The organism is Pseudomonas poae RE*1-1-14, from assembly GCF_000336465.1.
Lineage (GTDB): Bacteria > Pseudomonadota > Gammaproteobacteria > Pseudomonadales > Pseudomonadaceae > Aquipseudomonas > Aquipseudomonas poae.
Genome location: NC_020209.1, coordinates 1,823,987 through 1,840,279, shown reverse-complemented (window position 1 = coordinate 1,840,279; position 16,293 = coordinate 1,823,987). Strand labels below are relative to the sequence as shown.

16 protein-coding genes are annotated in these 16,293 nt (G+C 61.4%); 8 read left to right on the top strand and 8 right to left on the bottom strand.

What is annotated here, in order from left to right:
* Positions 1–14: 14 nt before the first annotated feature.
* From H045_RS08250 to H045_RS08235, 4 genes are read left to right on the top strand one after another with little or no spacing between them, the layout of a single operon-like run.
* On the top strand, positions 15–554 hold the full coding sequence (locus H045_RS08250; protein ID WP_015372014.1) for a chemotaxis protein CheW: 540 nt from the start codon (positions 15–17) through the stop codon (positions 552–554).
* 9 nt (positions 555–563) lie between these two features.
* Positions 564–1,373: a CheR family methyltransferase gene (locus tag H045_RS08245; RefSeq protein WP_003230208.1), complete on the top strand. Its 810-nt coding sequence runs from the start codon at positions 564–566 to the stop codon at positions 1,371–1,373.
* Positions 1,370–1,864, top strand: coding sequence for a chemoreceptor glutamine deamidase CheD (cheD, locus tag H045_RS08240; RefSeq protein ID WP_015372013.1), 495 nt, complete (start codon positions 1,370–1,372; stop codon positions 1,862–1,864). Before H045_RS08245 ends, cheD begins: the two co-directional genes overlap by 4 nt.
* Positions 1,865–2,947, top strand: coding sequence for a protein-glutamate methylesterase/protein-glutamine glutaminase (locus tag H045_RS08235; RefSeq protein ID WP_015372012.1), 1,083 nt, complete (start codon positions 1,865–1,867; stop codon positions 2,945–2,947).
* Here the strand turns inward: H045_RS08235 and H045_RS08230 are convergent.
* The 6 genes from H045_RS08230 to pstS all read right to left on the bottom strand — a co-directional run bounded on the left by H045_RS08230 (position 2,936) and on the right by pstS (position 8,079).
* Positions 2,936–3,484, bottom strand: coding sequence for a hypothetical protein (locus H045_RS08230; RefSeq protein ID WP_003230202.1), 549 nt, complete (start codon positions 3,482–3,484; stop codon positions 2,936–2,938). The genes H045_RS08235 and H045_RS08230 overlap by 12 nt on opposite strands.
* Positions 3,484–4,182 carry a hypothetical protein gene (locus H045_RS08225; protein ID WP_003230201.1) on the bottom strand — a complete coding sequence of 233 codons (699 nt, stop codon included), beginning with the start codon at positions 4,180–4,182 and terminating at the stop codon, positions 3,484–3,486. Before H045_RS08225 ends, H045_RS08230 begins: the two co-directional genes overlap by 1 nt.
* Before the next feature lie 97 nt (positions 4,183–4,279).
* Positions 4,280–5,041, bottom strand: coding sequence for a phosphate ABC transporter ATP-binding protein PstB (pstB, locus tag H045_RS08220; RefSeq protein WP_049818560.1), 762 nt, complete (start codon positions 5,039–5,041; stop codon positions 4,280–4,282).
* A gap of 76 nt (positions 5,042–5,117) precedes the next feature.
* Positions 5,118–6,011, bottom strand: a complete 894-nt coding sequence (gene pstA / locus H045_RS08215) for a phosphate ABC transporter permease PstA (protein ID WP_003230198.1) — start codon at positions 6,009–6,011, stop codon at positions 5,118–5,120.
* Positions 6,008–6,976 carry a phosphate ABC transporter permease subunit PstC gene (pstC, locus tag H045_RS08210; RefSeq protein ID WP_003230197.1) on the bottom strand — a complete coding sequence of 323 codons (969 nt, stop codon included), beginning with the start codon at positions 6,974–6,976 and terminating at the stop codon, positions 6,008–6,010. Before pstC ends, pstA begins: the two co-directional genes overlap by 4 nt.
* A 74-nt stretch (positions 6,977–7,050) precedes the next feature.
* Entirely contained in the window at positions 7,051–8,079 is a 1,029-nt protein-coding gene (pstS, locus tag H045_RS08205; protein WP_003230196.1) for a phosphate ABC transporter substrate-binding protein PstS, read from the bottom strand.
* A 186-nt stretch (positions 8,080–8,265) separates the two neighbouring features.
* Between pstS and ppk2 the strand changes: the two genes are divergently transcribed.
* Positions 8,266–9,183, top strand: a complete 918-nt coding sequence (gene ppk2 / locus H045_RS08200; RefSeq protein ID WP_003230195.1) for a polyphosphate kinase 2 — start codon at positions 8,266–8,268, stop codon at positions 9,181–9,183.
* 69 nt (positions 9,184–9,252) lie between these two features.
* On the opposite strand, the gene H045_RS08195 is transcribed toward ppk2, so the two are convergent.
* A complete protein-coding gene (locus tag H045_RS08195) occupies positions 9,253–11,106 on the bottom strand; it encodes an ABC transporter ATP-binding protein (RefSeq protein ID WP_041931466.1) in 1,854 nt (617 codons plus the stop codon).
* A gap of 508 nt (positions 11,107–11,614) precedes the next feature.
* On the opposite strand from H045_RS08195, the gene H045_RS08185 reads away from it, so the two are divergent.
* On the top strand, positions 11,615–12,274 hold the full coding sequence (locus tag H045_RS08185; RefSeq protein WP_041931465.1) for a glutathione S-transferase family protein: 660 nt from the start codon (positions 11,615–11,617) through the stop codon (positions 12,272–12,274).
* 46 nt (positions 12,275–12,320) lie between these two features.
* On the opposite strand, the gene H045_RS25620 is transcribed toward H045_RS08185, so the two are convergent.
* A complete protein-coding gene (locus tag H045_RS25620) occupies positions 12,321–12,443 on the bottom strand; it encodes a hypothetical protein (protein WP_003230191.1) in 123 nt (40 codons plus the stop codon).
* Between the two features lie 154 nt (positions 12,444–12,597).
* Here H045_RS25620 and ligD point away from each other — a divergent pair, with 154 nt between their 5' ends.
* Positions 12,598–15,972 carry a DNA ligase D gene (ligD, locus tag H045_RS08180; RefSeq protein ID WP_015372008.1) on the top strand — a complete coding sequence of 1,125 codons (3,375 nt, stop codon included), beginning with the start codon at positions 12,598–12,600 and terminating at the stop codon, positions 15,970–15,972.
* The gene (locus tag H045_RS08175) at positions 15,969–16,289 is read left to right on the top strand and encodes a hypothetical protein (RefSeq protein ID WP_015372007.1); all 321 of its coding nucleotides are present in this window, start codon (positions 15,969–15,971) and stop codon (positions 16,287–16,289) included. The genes ligD and H045_RS08175 overlap by 4 nt, the downstream gene beginning before the upstream one ends.
* The last annotated feature ends 4 nt before the right edge of the window (positions 16,290–16,293 follow it).

Genomic DNA, 16,293 nt, shown 5'->3' with positions numbered 1-16,293 from the left:
ACAGGGAGAATCACATGGGCGCAGTTACCCCTTCCCGTCACACCGCCGTTATGGCCGACGAGGATGCGCAATACCTGACCTTCATGCTCGGCGGCGAGATGTTCGCCATCGGCATTCTGGGCATCAAGGAAATCATCGAATACGGCAGCCTGACGGTCGTGCCGATGATGCCCGCCTTCGTGCGTGGCGTGATCAACCTGCGCGGCGCCGTGGTGCCGGTGGTGGACCTGTCGGCACGCTTTGGCCGGCAGAACTCGGCCATTACCCGGCGCTCCTGCGTGGTCATCATCGAAGCCCGCGCCGACGATGGTCAGCCCCAGGACATCGGGCTGCTGGTGGACACCGTGTCGGCGGTGCAGGAAATCCCGGCGGCACAGATCGAGCCGCCGCCCAGCTTCGGCGCGCGGATTCGCGCCGATTTCATCAGCGGCATGGCCAAGGTGGAGGGCAAGTTCGTGATCGTGCTGGAGGTGGACAAGGTGCTGTCCATCGATGAGATGTCCAGCCTCGCCGAGGCCGGCCAGATGCCGGCGCTCGATGCCGATGCGCGGTGAGGCCCGGTCATGGCAGATACTTCATCACTTGATGACCGCGAGTTCGGTCAGTTCCAGTCCTGGCTGTACCGCGCGGCCGGCATCAACCTGTCGCCGGCAAAAAAGGCGCTGGTGGCCGGACGCCTGTTCAAACGCCTCAAACACTACGAGTTGGAGAGCTATGGGGAGTACTTCAAGCTGATCATGAGCGACCAGCGCAAGGGCGAACTGCAGGTCGCGCTGGATTTGCTGACCACCAACGAAACCTATTTTTTTCGCGAGCCCAAGCATTTCGACTTCCTGCGTCAGCAGGTGCTGCCCAAGGCGCCGCCGGGCAAGCTGTTTCGCGTGTGGAGCGCGGCCAGTTCCTCCGGCGAAGAACCCTACAGCCTGGCGATGACCCTGGCCGAAGGCCTGGGCACTACCCCGTGGGAAGTGATCGGCTCGGACATCAGCACCCAGGTGCTGGCCAAGGCACGCAGCGGGCATTACGCCATGGAGCGCGCCGGCACCCTGCCCCAGCCGCTGTTGAGCAAATACTGCCTCAAGGGCATCGGACGCCAGGAGGGCACGTTCCTGATCGACAAGAGCCTGCGCAGCCGGGTCAATTTCGTGCAGGTCAACCTCAACGAGCCGCTGCCCGGCCTGGGTGAGTTTGACGTGATCTTCCTGCGCAACGTGATGATCTATTTCGATCAGCAGACCAAGAGCCAGGTGGTCGCACGCCTGCTGCCGCTGCTCAGGCCCGGCGGTCATTTCATCATCAGCCACTCGGAAAGCCTCAACGGCGTCAATGACACGTTGAAACTGGTGGCCCCGTCGATTTACCGCAAGCCATGAAAAAGCCCATCGATGCCCACGAAGTGGTATTGGCGCCAGGCCAGGTGAGCTTTGCGACGCGGCCCACGCGCCTGCGCACCCTGCTCGGCTCCTGCGTGGCATTCACCTTCTGGCACCCGCAACGGCGCATCGGCGGCATGTGCCATTTCATGTTGCCGGCACGCTTGCGCAAGGGCCAGCCGCTGGATGGCAAATACGGCGATGAAGCACTTGAGCTGCTGCTGCGTCACGCCCACGCCAACGGCACGCGGGCGCATGACTATCAGGTCAAACTGTTCGGCGGTGGCGAGATGTTCCCCGAACAGCCGCGCCGCCTGCCGGCCCAGGACGTGGCGAGCCTGAATATCCGCGCGGCGCTGGCCCTGACCGAGCGTCATCATCTGCACCTGACCGCGCAGGACATGGGCAGCACCGGCTATCGCACGATTGTGTTCGACCTGTGGAACGGCAACGTCTGGGTCCGGCATCAACCAATGGGAACACTCCAATAAATGCCTATTAAAAAAATCAGCGTGCTGCTGGTCGATGATTCGGCCGTGGTGCGCCAGGTGCTGCTGGCGATCCTCAACGACACGCCGGACATTCATGTGATGGGTGCGGCGTCCGACCCGATTTTCGCCATGGACAAGCTCGCCCGCGAATGGCCCGACGTAATCGTGCTGGATGTGGAGATGCCGCGCATGGACGGCATCACGTTTCTGCGCAAAATCATGAGCGAGCGCCCGACGCCGGTGGTGATCTGCTCCTCGCTGACCCAGAAAGGCGCAGAAACCTCGCTGCAGGCGCTGTCGGCCGGCGCCGTGGAAATCATCACCAAGCCCACCACCGGGCTGAAGAACTTCCTGATCGACTCGGCGGCCGAACTGGTGGCGGCGATCCGCGCCGCGGCCAACTCCAACGTCAAGAACCTCGGCAAACGCGCCGTCAGGCCGCCCCCCGCGCCCGCTCCTGCCGGCAAGCTCAGCGCCGACGCGATTTTGCCCGCCGCCAACGGCCATGCCATGGCCCAGACCACCGAACGCATCGTCGCCATCGGCACCTCAACCGGCGGCACCCAGGCGCTGGAGGCTGTGCTGACGGCGTTGCCGAGGGTGTGCCCGGGGATGGTGATCGTGCAACACATGCCGGAAAAATTCACCGCGTCCTTTGCCGAACGCCTGAACAGTGTGTGCCAGATCGAAGTGCGCGAGGCGCGCAACAATGACCGCATTCTGCCGGGCCTGGCGCTGATCGCCCCCGGTGGCAAGCACCTGATGGTGACCCGCAGCGGTGCCTACTATCACGCGCAGGTGATCGAAGGCCCACTGGTCAACCGCCATCGCCCGTCAGTGGATGTGCTGTTTCGCTCCGTGGCGCGGTTTGCCGGCAAGAACGCCACCGGCATCATCATGACCGGCATGGGCGATGACGGCGCGCGCGGCCTCAAGGAAATGCTCGACGCCGGTGCCGCCACGGTGGCTCAGGACGAGGCCAGCTGCGTGGTGTTCGGCATGCCCAAGGAGGCGATCAAGCTCAATGCCGCCCAGCGCATCATGGCGCTGCAGGACATTCATCAGGCGATTTTATACAAGTGAGCGGATGCGCTGGCGGGCTGCCTGCGGGCGTCTGATCAGCTGCTGCCAGACGAGCTGCCCCTGCACCAGGGCAGCGGCATGCAAGACCTTGTGTGTCCAGCGTGCATCCTGCGGGTCAACCACCACCACGCGGAAGCCGTGATCCTCACCTTCAATCCGCACCCCCTCGGAATCATCGACGTGCAGGTCAATGTCGAAGGCCGGCGGGTACTTCGACGGGGCATTCGACAGCCCATGCACCGTCAGGGCGCGGTTGTGCAGCACACTGTTAACCACACCGTCGACATGGATGCCATACAGCAACAGCCAGCGGCGGATGTAGGACGGCGTGCGGCCGGACGATGTGTAGACCCACACGCTGCAGCCCTGGCGACGCAACTCGCGGATCAGCGCGCGTGTGCCCACGCGCAGCGGCTCGCCCAGCCAGCGATGCACGCAGGCCGGCAGCCGACTGCTTTCCACCGCGCAGTGATGTGCCTGGCAGGCCAGGGTGTCGTCAATATCGAAGGAAATACGCATGCGTGGAAAGGCGCGCATCAATGGCCTCCCTGATGCAGCGGCCGGGGGCGGTCGCCCAGGAAAAACTTGCCTGGGTCGGGTGCCTGATGTTCCAGAAAGGCCGCGTATTTTTTCTTGATCTTGGGCAATTCGTACAACGCCTTGACTCCATGTTTTGCAGAGTTGCGGATCACCGAGGACGGGTTGAAATAGCCCTCGGCGTTCTCCAGCGTCAGCACGAAGGGCGGTAAACCTGCGCGCATGAGCAAATAGCTGACAATCAGCGAACCGCTGCGGTTGTTGCCTTCAATGAATAGCTGCGGCTTGCTGAGAATGCGTACATAGACACCGGCCGCGCGCTTCCACACCGATTCGCTGCGATACGCACAATACCAGTTGAACAGGTCCTTGATCCCGCCTTCAACGTTGTTGAAGAAGTGTTCCTCGGTGGCCGCCAGGTGCTGCGCGTATTCCAGCCGGCGCGCCGGGTCCTTGCCGCACAGCACCACGGCGTTGATCTCCAGCATCAGGTTCAGTTGATGCAGATCGAACAGGTCAACGCCGCGTGCGACATAGTCGTCAATCAACGCATAGCCTTCAAGCACATTGTGCAGCACTTCGTCGGTCAGCGGATCGCGCGGCTCGGTGAAGTGCCGGCTCAGTTCGGCGAAGCGATCCTGCACTTCACGCAGTGCGCGCTCAATGGCCGGCAGGTCCAGGCGATGCGTTGCAAACATTGAAACTCCTTGAAAACGCGAGGTAAGAAAATCTACCGGATGCCCGCCAATTCCCTTTGGCGTTTGCAGGTATGCGGTGTTGATGGGGCGGTGATGCTCAGCTGAACTTGCCGCTGATGTAGTCTTCGGTCATTTGCTCGCGGGGTTTGCCGAAGATCTGCGCGGTGGCGCCCATCTCCACCAGATAGCCGGTGCGTGTGCCCTGGGAAATATCCACCGAGAAAAACGCGGTGGTATCCGCCACGCGTATTGCCTGCTGCATGTTGTGGGTGACCAGCGCGATGGTGTAGTCCTTCTTCAATTCCACCATCAACTCTTCGACACGGCGCGTGGCAATCGGGTCGAGCGCCGAGCACGGCTCGTCCAGGAGCAGCACTTCAGGTTCGGTGGCGATGGCGCGCGCGATGCACAGCCGTTGCTGCTGGCCGCCGGAGAGCGACAGGCCGCTGACCTTGAGCTTGTCCTTGACCTCGTCCCACAGCGCCGCGCCCTGCAGTGCGTGTTTCACACGGTCGCCCAGGTCGCCCTTGTAGCGGTTCAAACGCAGGCCAAAGGCCACGTTGTCGAAGATGCTCATCGAGAACGGGTTCGGCTGCTGGAACACCATGCCGATGTAACGACGCACCACCACCGGGTCGACGCCCTTGCCGTACACGTCCTGGCCAAGAAAATGCACATGGCCCTCGAAACGGAAGCCCTTGACCAGGTCATTCATGCGGTTGAGGCTGCGCAGCACGGTGCTTTTGCCACAGCCCGACGGCCCGATGAAGCCGGTGATCTTGTTTTTTTCGATCGGCACATGGCTGTCACGCACGGCCATGAAGTTGCCGTAGAAAATCTTGTCCAGCTTGCAGTCCATGACCACAGGCGAGTCGGTCACAAACGGAGCAGCAATTTGCGCAGTTGATACGTTCAAAATTCAGATGCTCCCGCTCTTAGTACTTGGGTTTGCCGAAAATACGGCTCACGACATTCACAACCAGCACGATCATCACCAGCACCAGCGAGGCCGCCCAGGCGAGTTCGAGCTGGTTGTCAAAGGGCATGCCGGAGAAGTTGTAGATCAGCACGGCCAACGAGGCTGTCGGGTTCATGACGGCCAGGTTGCCGTCGTGGTAGATCCAGTAGTTGCTGAACAGCGCGGTAAACAGCAGCGGCGCGGTTTCGCCCGCCGCGCGCGCCACGGCCAGCATCACGCCGGTAAGGATCGCCGGCATGCCGGTGGGCAAGACGATTTTCCAGATCACCTGGGAACGGGTGCAGCCCATGCCGTACGCGGCGTCCTTCATGATCTTGGGCACCATTCTCATCGACTCTTCGGCCGTGAGTACCACGATCGGCAGCATCAGCACCGCCAGCGCCACGCCACCGGCCGGGGCCGAGTAGGTGCCGGTGGTCATCACCACCAACGCGTAGGCAAACACCCCGGCCAGGATCGACGGCAGGCCGGTGAGCATTTTTGCGGCAAAGCGCGCCGCGCTCGCCAGCTTGCTGTCTGGCCCCAGCTCGGCAAGGAATACCGCCGCAAGGATGCCGACCGGCACGGCGATGGCCGCCGCGATACCGACCATCACCAGGGTGCCGGCCATGGCGTTGCCGAAACCGCCGCCGGTCTCGAAACCGGTGGGTGGCAGCTCGGTGAAGAGTTCAAGGCTCAGGCGCGCGCCGCCCCGGGTGATCAGCATATACAGCACGGAAATCAGCGGCACGCTGGCCAGCAGCGCGCCCAGCCAGACCAGCGTGGTCAACACCAGGCTGCGCAGGGCGCGGCCTTCGAAGCGGCGTTGCAGGCTGGGCAGCGCGGCGTCGGGCAGAGTGAGGTTGGTCATTGCTTGGTCCCCCGCTGGGCATAAAGCATGAGCATCGAGCCTGCCACGTTGACCAGCAGCGTGATGAACATCAGCACCAGTGCTGCATACATCAACACCTCGATCTCGTTCGGCCCGGCTTCAGGAAAGTTCAGCGCCAGCAAGGCCGCCAGGGTATTGGCCGGGGCGAACAGCGACAGGGAAATGTTGTTCGCGTTACCCACCAGCATCGCCAGCGCCATGGTTTCACCCAGGGCGCGACCGAGACCCAGCACCAGGGAGCCGAAAATACCGGTGGCCGCCGACGGCACCATCACCTTGAGAATCGCTTCCCAGTGCGTGGTGCCCATGCCATAGGCCGCCTGCTTGGTTTTCATCGGCACGGCGGTGAGCGCGTCCTGGGACACGGCGGCAATGGTCGGCAGGATCATGATGGCCAGTACCAGCGCGGCCGGGAGCAGGCCCGGGCCGCTCAAGGACGTGCCAAAAAAAGGAATCCAGCCAAGCTCCGTGTTCAGCCATGCAGTCAGCGGCCGGATGGCGGGGATGACCACGTAGATTCCCCACAGGCCATACACCACGCTGGGAATGGCGGCGAGCAGTTCGACGATGGTACGAAACACCGCAGCCAGCTTGGCCGGGAGGAAATCCTGGGTAAGAAAAATGGCCATGCTGACGCCGAAAACGCCGGCGATCAGTAACGCGATGAAGGCGCTGTACAGCGTGCCCCAGATCGCTGGCAGAATGCCGTATTTGCCCTGATTGACATCCCAGACGCTGCCCAGCAGCACGTCAAAACCGTGCTTTTCCATGCCGGGGAGCGCCTTGCGCCCTACTTCGAACACCAGCGCGAACACCAGCGCCAGCACCAGCACTACGCCGATGCGTGCAAGCGCACGGAAGGTGCGGTCAACCACGAAATCCTTGGTGGACGGTGGCTGACACGCAGAGTCCGGGTTAACCGGTACGACAAAAGGTGAGTTCATGGGTTGATTCCGCAACAGGGAGGACGCGCTCCCGGCGTGGCTGAGCGCCTGCGCCGGGAGTGAGCTGGCAAGCCTTACTGGATGTTGGCCGACGCTTTGCGAACCTGTTCGACCACCGAAGCCGGCAGCGGGATGTAGCCCATCGAGTCAGCGATTTTCTGACCTTCGGTGAGGCTGTACTCGACCATTTCACGCATGGCCTTGGCCTTGGCCGGGTTGCCGTTGTCCTTGCGGAAGATCATCCAGGTGTAGGAAGTGATCGGGTAGGACTTGGCGCCATCCGGGTCCGGCAGCCAGGCCACCAGGCTTTCCGGCATTTTTACCGCCGCCAGGGCTTCTGCACCGCTTTCGGCATTCGGCACCACGTACTGGCCGGCCTTGTTCTGCAACTGGGCGAAGTCAACCTTGGCCAGTTTGGCGAAGCCGTATTCGATGTAGCCAATCGCACCCGGGGTCTGGCGTACGGTGGCGGTCACGCCATCGTTCTTGGGCGACTTGATGAACTTGTCGGTGGCCGGCCAGTTGACGGTGTTGCCTTCACCCAGCGCGTCCTTGAACGCAGGGTTAATGGCCGCCAGGTGCTTGGTGAACACGGCGGTGGTGCCGCTGGAGTCCGCACGCACCACCACGGTGATCGGCGTATCGCTGAGTTTCAGGTCCGGGTTGGCGGCAACGATCTTGGGGTCGTTCCACTTGGTGATCTTGCCCAGGAAGATGTCGGAGTACACATCGCGCGGCAGCTTCAGCCCTTTGGGGTTGCCCGGCAGGTTGTAGGCCAGCACGATTTCGCCGGCGGTCATCGGCAGCAATTGCACCCCTTCGGCGACCTTGGCGATGTCTTCGTCTTTCATGGCCGAGTCACTGGCGGCGAAGTCCACGGTCTTGTTGAGGAAGTCCTGTACGCCCGCCCCGCTCCCCTTGGACTGGTAGTCCACCGTCACGCCAGCGCTTTTCTTGCTGAAATCCTTGAACCAGGTGAGGTAGATCGGGGCCGGGAAACTGGCGCCGGAACCGGTCAGGCGGATGCTTTCGGCAGCAAACACCGAAGTGGCACTTAGCGAGACCGCGACGGCGAGTGCAGCTGACTTCATCAAGCTTTTCATTCAAGGAACTCCGTGTTGTTTTTCGGGCTCCCGGGACTTTGCAGCAGCTTTGTTACGTTTTTATGAAAAATGAATGGCAGGCGCGGTTTTGTCCCGTTTTACGGCGTCAAACGCTTATTTTCATGTCATTACTTCGTAACAAGATGCGACTAACACTCGATCATCCTCACCACGCGAGTGTCCCCCATGCCTGCAACAGACGACGCCCTGATCCAGCGCATCCGCCGTGAACTGCTCGATCACAGTGACGAAGAGCTGGAACTGGAATTGACCGAAGACGGCCATGACCTCAATGCACTGCTGGATGAACACATTGAGGAAAGCCCCGAGAAAACCGAGCGCAGGGTTTATTTCAGCGAACTGTTCCGCCTGCAGGGCGAACTGGTGAAGCTGCAAAGCTGGGTAGTCAAGACCGGGGCCAAGGTGGTGATCCTGTTCGAAGGCCGCGACGCCGCCGGCAAGGGCGGCGTCATCAAGCGCATCACTCAGCGGCTCAACCCCAGGGTGTGCCGGGTCGCCGCCCTGCCCGCGCCGAATGATCGCGAACGCACGCAGTGGTACTTCCAGCGCTATGTGTCACACCTGCCGGCGGCGGGCGAAATCGTGCTGTTCGACCGCAGCTGGTACAACCGCGCCGGCGTCGAACAGGTGATGGGGTTTTGCAACGAGGCGCAGTACGAAGAGTTCTTTCGCACTGTGCCGGAGTTCGAACGCATGCTCGCGCGCTCCGGTATCCAGTTGATCAAATACTGGTTTTCGATTTCAGATCAGGAACAGCACCTGCGCTTTCTCAGCCGCATTCACGATCCGCTCAAACAATGGAAACTGAGCCCCATGGACCTGGAGTCGCGCCGCCGCTGGGAGGCCTATACCAAGGCGAAGGAAATCATGCTGGAACGCACCCATATCCCTGAAGCGCCCTGGTGGGTGGTACAGGCGGACAACAAGAAGAAAGCCAGGCTCAATTGCATCCATCATTTGCTCAAGCAAATGCCCTACGAAGAAGTCGAGGTGCCGATGATCGAGCTGCCCGAGCGTGTCAGGCAGGAGGATTACCTGCGCAGCCCCACGCCGCCGGACATCGTCATTCCACAGGTTTACTGAGAGCGTTCAAGTGCCCGCGATTGCGTGATCCCGACTCGCCCGCGGCGAGTCGGTTTGCCCTTCCCGGCTTTAGTCCATCACCTGCGCCACGCCGCGATCCTCACCCAGAAACCCGCCACTCTGGTGGTGCCACAGCCGCGCATAGATGCCGTTTTTCGCGAGCAGTTCGGTGTGGGTGCCCTGCTCCAGAATGCGGCCGTCATCCATGACGATCAGTCGATCCATGGCGGCAATCGTCGACAGCCGATGGGCGATGGCGATCACAGTCTTGCCCTGCATCATCTCGTCGAGGCTTTCCTGGATCGCCACTTCGACTTCGGAGTCCAGCGCGCTGGTGGCCTCATCGAGCAGCAGGATCGGCGCGTTCTTGAGCATCACCCGGGCAATCGCGACACGCTGGCGCTGGCCGCCGGACAACTTGATGCCGCGCTCGCCCACCAGGGTGTCGTAGCCGGTGTGGCCCTGGCGGTCACTCAGGCGGCTGATGAACTCATCGGCCTGGGCGTTGGCGGCTGCCGTGCGGATTTGCGCGTCGCTCGCATCGGGACGGCCGTAGGCGATGTTGTCGCGAATGGAGCGGTGCAACAGCGACGTATCCTGGGTGACCATGCCGATGGCGCTGCGCAGGCTGTCCTGGGTCACCTGCGCGATGTTTTGCCCGTCAATCCGGATCTCGCCGCTGTCGACGTCATAGAAACGCAGCAGCAGGTTGATCAGCGTGGACTTACCCGCGCCGGAGCGGCCGACCAGGCCGATTTTTTCGCCCGGGCGAATGTCCAGGCTCAGGCCATCGAGCACCTGGCGTTCGCCGTTGTAGTTGAAACGCACGTTGTCGAAGGTGACGGCGCCGCCGGAGGTGACCAGCTCACCCGCGTCCGGCGCGTCCTGCACCTTGGCGCCGCGAGTCAGGGTGCCCATGCCGTCCTGCACGGTGCCGATGCTCTCGAACAGCGAGGTCATCTGCCACATGATCCAGTGGGACATGCCATTGATGCGCAACGCCATGGCGGTGATCGCGGCCACGGCGCCTGCGCCGATTTCGCCCTGGTGCCAGAGCCACAGCGCATAGCCTCCGGCAGCCATGATCAAAGCCACCACCAGCGCCTGGTTGACGATTTCGAACTGGCTGACCAGGCGCATCTGGCGAAAACCGGTCTGCTTGAAATCTTCCATGGCCGCCCGCGCAAAGTGCGCTTCGCGGTTGGAATGGGAGAACAGTTTCACGGTGGTGATGTTGGTGTAGGCATCGGAAATACGGCCGGTCATCGACGAGCGCGCGTTGGCCTGCTCCTGCCCCACTTTGCCCAGACGGGGCACGAAGTAGCGCATGGCCAAGCCGAACAACAGGATCCAGGCAACAAAAGGCAGCATCAGCTTGAGCGCAAAGCCGCCGGCCAGCGCGATGATCGCGATGAAATACACGCCGATGCCGGGCAGGATTTCGATCATCGTGAACAGCACATCGCGCACCGCCAGCGCCGTCTGCATCACCTTGGTGGTGACCCGCCCGGAAAACTCATCGGAAAAGAACGACAGGCTTTGCCGCAACATCAAGCGATGGAAGTCCCAACGCAGCCGCAACGGCAGGTTGATCGCCAATATCTGGTGCTGCACCATCGTGCGCAGCGCCACCAGGGCGACACTCAACACCATCACGATGCTCATGCCCCACAGCACGCGGCTTTCCTGCGCGGCCGCATCACCGCCGGCCTGCCAGGTCGACAGCAGATCAACGACCTGACCCAGGAAGGAAAACAGCCAGGCTTCGTAGATCGACACCGCGGCGCTCAGCAGCGCAAACGCCAGAATATAACCCCGCGCCCCACGGGTGCAGGCCCACAAAAAGCGCACCAGGCCCTCCGGTGGCGGGGGGACTTCGTCAGGGGGGAATGGGTCGAGTCTTCGTTCAAACGCACGAAGCATGGTGGTCTCCAAGGCAATCAAGTTGGAGGGGATTTTGCCAGTTAACGATTGCTTTGGGGGATCAGCATGCGGGTTCGTAGCGTTCAGACCTGCGTGCTGAACCGCTGCGTTGCGTGTCGCTCGTACATTGCCGCTTCAGTTTCGGCCGTCGCCCGCTCGCCTTGATGGGTGGGGCTGATAGAGTTTATTGCGAGAAACGTGACGATGATGTCGACTTTGGTGTCGGACATCTGTGGCGAGCGGGCTTGCCCCGCGTTGGGGTGCGAAGCGCCCCCAATCAAGGAAAGCGCGGTGTACCTGACACGGCTCAGGGCCTGGTTTTGGGGCTGCTGCGCAGCCCAACGCAGGACAAGCCTGCTCGCCACAGGGAATCTGCGCTTAACTGAACGGCATTGGGCTTGCCCGCTCACCACAGGGGGGAGCAACCGGGGGCTGAGTCGTTTCATTACAATCTGAACGGTATTGACCGCATCAATAAAAGCCACCCACAAGCGTTTAATAGGCCTGTATGTACCTTCTTTATTACTCACCCGGTGCCTGCTCACTTGCGGCCCATATTCTTCTTGAGGAACTGGGCGTGCCGTTCGAGCTGCAGTTGCGCTCGGCAGTGAAAGGCATCGGCACACAAACTGCGCAATACTTGAGTATCAACCCGAAAGGTCGTGTGCCCGCTCTGCTCTGCCGGGACGGCTTCATAGGCGAACAAGCCGGCGTGCTAACCGAGTTGCCCGCCATTTTGTTCTACCTGGCAAGCCAGTCTTCACCGCTGCGATTCATCCCGGACACGCCAGGTGAGTCGGCACGATGCCTTGAGTGGCTGAACTGGTTATCAGGGACAGTGCACGGCCTTGCGTATGGGCAGGTGTGGCGGCCGCAACGATTTGTCGACGATGAACGTCTATTCCCTGAGGTCATTGAAAAAGGCCGCAGCAATGTGATGGAGAACTACCGGTTTATCGAGCAGCGCCTTGCAGCGCGAGCTGATGGCGCGACTTACAACATTGTTCATCCAGTGCTGCTGGTTTTCTGGATGTGGGGAAAGTGGATCGATATAGACATGAGTCTGCATTTCCCGCACTGGACTCAACGCATTCAATCCATTATCGAGAGGCCGGCCGTGCAAAGGGCGTTGATCACCGAGGGTATTGCCATAACCACCTTCAAATAAAACAGTGATAGCCCCCGCAAAGGTCCGCAGGGGCTGTCAAAACTCGTCAGCAGGCCCCCGGCGGAATACCGTCCTTGTTGAAGTCCTTCAGTCGCTCACGCTCCTGCTCGGTTGAATGCGCGGGTGTTTGCTGTTCCTGTTCCGGCTGCTTCTTCTTTTCTTCGGTCATCGCGGTGTCCTCTGGGGTTGTCTGCGTTTCGGCAGCCTGAGCCGCTGGCAGTTCAACTGGATACGGGCGCCGTGCCCAGGCAACAAATTTAGAACTCGCTCCGTTCTTCGACACTCGGATAAGAAAGCACCGAGAACATTGAAGGATCGAGGCCATGCAGAACCTCAAGATCGCCACATTCAACGTCAACGGCATCGGCGCGCGGTTGCCCAACCTGTTGCAGTGGCTGGACAAAGAGCAGCCGGACATTGTCTGCCTGCAGGAGCTCAAGGCACAGGACAAAGCCTTCCCGGCTGCCGAGCTTGAGGCGGCCGGCTACGGTTGCCTGCACCATGGGCAAGCGGCTTGGAATGGCGTGGCGATTCTCGCCCGCGACTCCGAACCATTGTTGATTCACAAAGGCTTGCCCGGCGCGGAAGACGATTCGCAGTCGCGCTACCTCGAAGCGGCCGTGCACGGGGTGGTGGTCGGTTGCCTGTACCTGCCCAACGGTAACCCGCAGCCGGGGCCCAAGTTCGACTACAAGCTCAAGTGGTTCGAACACCTGATCGAACATGCACGCACGCTGCAAGCAAGCGAACACCCGGTGGTGCTGGCGGGAGATTTCAATGTGGTGCCCACCGACTTCGACATCTACAGCACCCGCTCATGGCTCAAGGATGCGCTGCTTCAGCCGCAGAGCCGCGAGTGTTATCAACGGTTGCTGGACCAGGGTTGGGTCGACTCGGTGCGTCACCTGTATCCCGAGGAGCGGGTCTACACGTTCTGGGATTATTTCCGGCAACACTGGCAGAAGAATTCCGGCCTGCGTATCGACCATCTCCTGCTTAACCCGGTACTCGCCCCGCATCTCAAAAACGCCGGTGTCGACGCCTGGGTGCGCGGCGAGGAGCACGCCAGTGATCATGCGCCCACCTGGATCGAGCTTTCATCGCGCAAAACACGCGCAAAGAAGACACCAAAGGCGAACAAGGCTCTGGACGAGTACCACCACAAACGTGATTTCGACACGACTTCCGAACCCGCAGGCGGCGCGTCCAAGGGCAAGAAACGTACCGAGCCGAACGCCCTGCAGTTCTGCATTCAAAAGCACGACGCCAGCCGTCTGCATTACGACTTTCGCCTGGAACTCGACGGCACCCTCAAAAGCTGGGCGGTGCCCAAGGGGCCCTCGCTGGACCCGAAAAACAAGCGCCTGGCCGTGCATGTCGAAGATCATCCGCTGGACTACGCGACCTTTGAAGGCAGCATACCCGAAGGTCATTACGGCGCCGGCGACGTTATCGTTTGGGACCGCGGCCTCTGGAAACCGCTGTCGGATCCGGCGCAAGCTTACGCCAAAGGCCGCCTCAAATTCGAGTTGCAGGGCGAAAAGCTCGGGGGCGTGTGGAACCTGGTCAAGACGCATATGCCGGGCAAGCAGGAGCAATGGTTTCTGATCAAGCATCAGGACGAGTTCGCCCGCGCCGAGAGCGATTACGACGTGGTGAAGGCCGAGCCCCACAGTGTGCTGAGCGAGCGCACCATCGTGCCGAAAAAGACCAGGGCGGCGCAGGCCAAACCTGTCGACAAGGCCCCCGCCAGGCGCGCCACGCCCACGCCCACGCGCGCGAAGAAGCTGGAGAATGCCGTTGCGTCCGCGCTGCCGCAAAGCCTCAAGCCTGAGCTGGCCACGTTGGTGGATTCTGCGCCGGAGGGTGAATGGCGCTATGAAATCAAGTTCGACGGCTACCGTATCCTGGCTCGGGTGGAGGACGGCAAGGTGCAATTGTTTACGCGAAACGGCAACGACTGGACGCATAAGCTGCCGCGCCAGGCCGAGGCGATTGCCAGCCTTGGCCTCACCTCCGCCTGGCTCGATGGCGAAGTGGTGGTAGCCAACGAACACGGCGTGCCGGATTTCCAGGCCTTGCAGAATGCGTTCGAGCAGGCGCGTAGTGGCAACATCGTTTACTACCTGTTCGACCTGCCCTTTCTCAACGGCATGGACCTGCGTGACGTGCCGGTGGAGCAACGCCGGGGCGCCCTGGCCAAGGTGCTCGAGCGCAGCGACAGCGAAGTACTCAAGTACTCGGCAGACTTCGCCGAAACGCCCGAGGCACTGCTCAACAGCGCCTGCGACATGCACATGGAAGGTCTGATCGGCAAGCGTGTGGGCAGTGCGTACCAGTCACGGCGCAGCGGCGACTGGATCAAACTCAAATGCAAGCGGCGTCAGGAATTCGTCATCATCGGCTATACCGAACCCAAGGGCTCGCGCAGCAAGTTCGGTGCGCTGTTGCTGGGGTTGCATGATGACGACAGCGGTGAGCTGCGCTACGCGGGCAAGGTGGGTACCGGCTTCACCCTGGCGACACTGGCGACGATCTTTGCGCAATTGACCCCGCTTGAAGTCAAAAAACCTGCGGTGGTCAACCCGCCAACGGGGTTCGAGGCCAAGGGCGTGCATTGGCTCAAACCCGCACTGCTGGCAGAAGTCGCATTCGCCGAAATCACCCAAGACGGCGCCGTCAGGCAGGCGGTGTTTCACGGGCTGCGTAACGATAAACCCGCCGAATCGATTACCGAGGAGCGCCCTGCCCCTGCCGTCAAACCCAAAACCGCCAGGAAGACCAAGGCGATGACCCAGACTGAACCCGACAAAAAGGGCTCGACCACGCTCAGGCTCACCCATCCCCAGCGCGTGATCGACCCCGCCAGCGGCGCGACCAAGCGTGACCTGGCGAACTATTACATCAGCATCAGCGAATGGATCCTGCCGCAGTTGCTCAATCGACCTGTCGCCTTGGTGCGTGCGCCGGATGGCATTGGCGGCGAGCTGTTTTTTCAGAAAAACGCAGAACACCTGGCGATTCCCGGCATTGAGATCATTGGCAAGGAAGAGACTGGCCACCCAGTGATGCTGATCAACAACATCGAGGCGCTGGTGGGCGCGGTGCAGATGAACAGCATCGAGCTGCACACCTGGAATGCGCTGTCCAAAAACCTGAAAAAGCCCGATCGCTTCATTCTCGACCTGGACCCGGACCCGGCGCTGCCCTGGAAAAGCATGATCGAGGCTACCCAGCTGACCTTGACGGTACTGGACGAACTGGGGCTCAAATCCTTTCTCAAAACCAGCGGCGGCAAGGGTATTCACATCGTCGTGCCGCTGACGCCGAAGGCCGACTGGGATGCGGTCAAAAGCTTCAGCCATGCCGTGGTCAAGCACATCGCCAACCTGCTGCCGGATCGGTTTTCGGCGGTTTCCGGGCCGAAAAACCGGGTGGGGAAAATTTTCATCGACTACCTGCGCAATGGCATGGGCGCCACCACCATCTGCGCCTACGCAGCACGCAGCCGCGAGGGGCTGCCGGTGTCAGTGCCGATCTTCAAGGAGGAGTTGAAAGACCTCAAGGGCGCCAACCAATGGACTGTGCGCAATCTGCATGAACGCCTGGGCGAACTGGACGCCGACCCGTGGGCCGATCTGCCTGGGACCCGGCAAACCATCACGGCGCAGATGCGTAAGCGCATCGGTTTGACGTGAGTGCGTATCCCGGCACACCGGACGGTCGCTACTTCGTGGTCAAGGGCACGTTGTGGCGGTGCAGTAACCCGTCCTTGCCTGACGACGTCAGGCAGGCGCTGGTCAACCAATTGATGGTGGCGCGCCGCGACGTGAAGGCCGCCAAGGCCTCGGGTGATTCGGGTGAGTTGAAGGCTGCGAGGGCAAACGTGCAGAAGGCCAAGGTCGCGTTGGGCGAACGCGGCCCGGTGTGGTGGGACGATGGTGCGCCGGACTTCAACCGGCACAAGGTCGACAACACGCCCTATGCACAGTGGCATGCATCGCTGACTGCCTGAGGTG

What these genes read in the sequence shown, in the direction of transcription:
- cheD (WP_015372013.1), top strand. Translation starts at nt 1,370, where the DNA reads ATGAAAAAGCCCATCGATGCCCACGAAGTGGTATTGGCGCCAGGCCAG.
- ppk2 (WP_003230195.1), top strand. Translation starts at nt 8,266, where the DNA reads ATGCCTGCAACAGACGACGCCCTGATCCAGCGCATCCGCCGTGAACTG.
- pstB (WP_049818560.1), bottom strand. Translation starts at nt 5,041, where the DNA reads ATGGACTGCAAGCTGGACAAGATTTTCTACGGCAACTTCATGGCCGTG.
- H045_RS08235 (WP_015372012.1), top strand. Translation starts at nt 1,865, where the DNA reads ATGCCTATTAAAAAAATCAGCGTGCTGCTGGTCGATGATTCGGCCGTG.
- H045_RS08195 (WP_041931466.1), bottom strand. Translation starts at nt 11,106, where the DNA reads ATGCTTCGTGCGTTTGAACGAAGACTCGACCCATTCCCCCCTGACGAA.
- H045_RS08185 (WP_041931465.1), top strand. Translation starts at nt 11,615, where the DNA reads ATGTACCTTCTTTATTACTCACCCGGTGCCTGCTCACTTGCGGCCCAT.
- H045_RS08225 (WP_003230201.1), bottom strand. Translation starts at nt 4,182, where the DNA reads ATGTTTGCAACGCATCGCCTGGACCTGCCGGCCATTGAGCGCGCACTG.
- H045_RS08245 (WP_003230208.1), top strand. Translation starts at nt 564, where the DNA reads ATGGCAGATACTTCATCACTTGATGACCGCGAGTTCGGTCAGTTCCAG.
- pstA (WP_003230198.1), bottom strand. Translation starts at nt 6,011, where the DNA reads ATGACCAACCTCACTCTGCCCGACGCCGCGCTGCCCAGCCTGCAACGC.
- H045_RS08230 (WP_003230202.1), bottom strand. Translation starts at nt 3,484, where the DNA reads ATGCGCGCCTTTCCACGCATGCGTATTTCCTTCGATATTGACGACACC.
- H045_RS25620 (WP_003230191.1), bottom strand. Translation starts at nt 12,443, where the DNA reads ATGACCGAAGAAAAGAAGAAGCAGCCGGAACAGGAACAGCAAACACCC.
- ligD (WP_015372008.1), top strand. Translation starts at nt 12,598, where the DNA reads ATGCAGAACCTCAAGATCGCCACATTCAACGTCAACGGCATCGGCGCG.
- pstS (WP_003230196.1), bottom strand. Translation starts at nt 8,079, where the DNA reads ATGAAAAGCTTGATGAAGTCAGCTGCACTCGCCGTCGCGGTCTCGCTA.
- pstC (WP_003230197.1), bottom strand. Translation starts at nt 6,976, where the DNA reads ATGAACTCACCTTTTGTCGTACCGGTTAACCCGGACTCTGCGTGTCAG.
- H045_RS08250 (WP_015372014.1), top strand. Translation starts at nt 15, where the DNA reads ATGGGCGCAGTTACCCCTTCCCGTCACACCGCCGTTATGGCCGACGAG.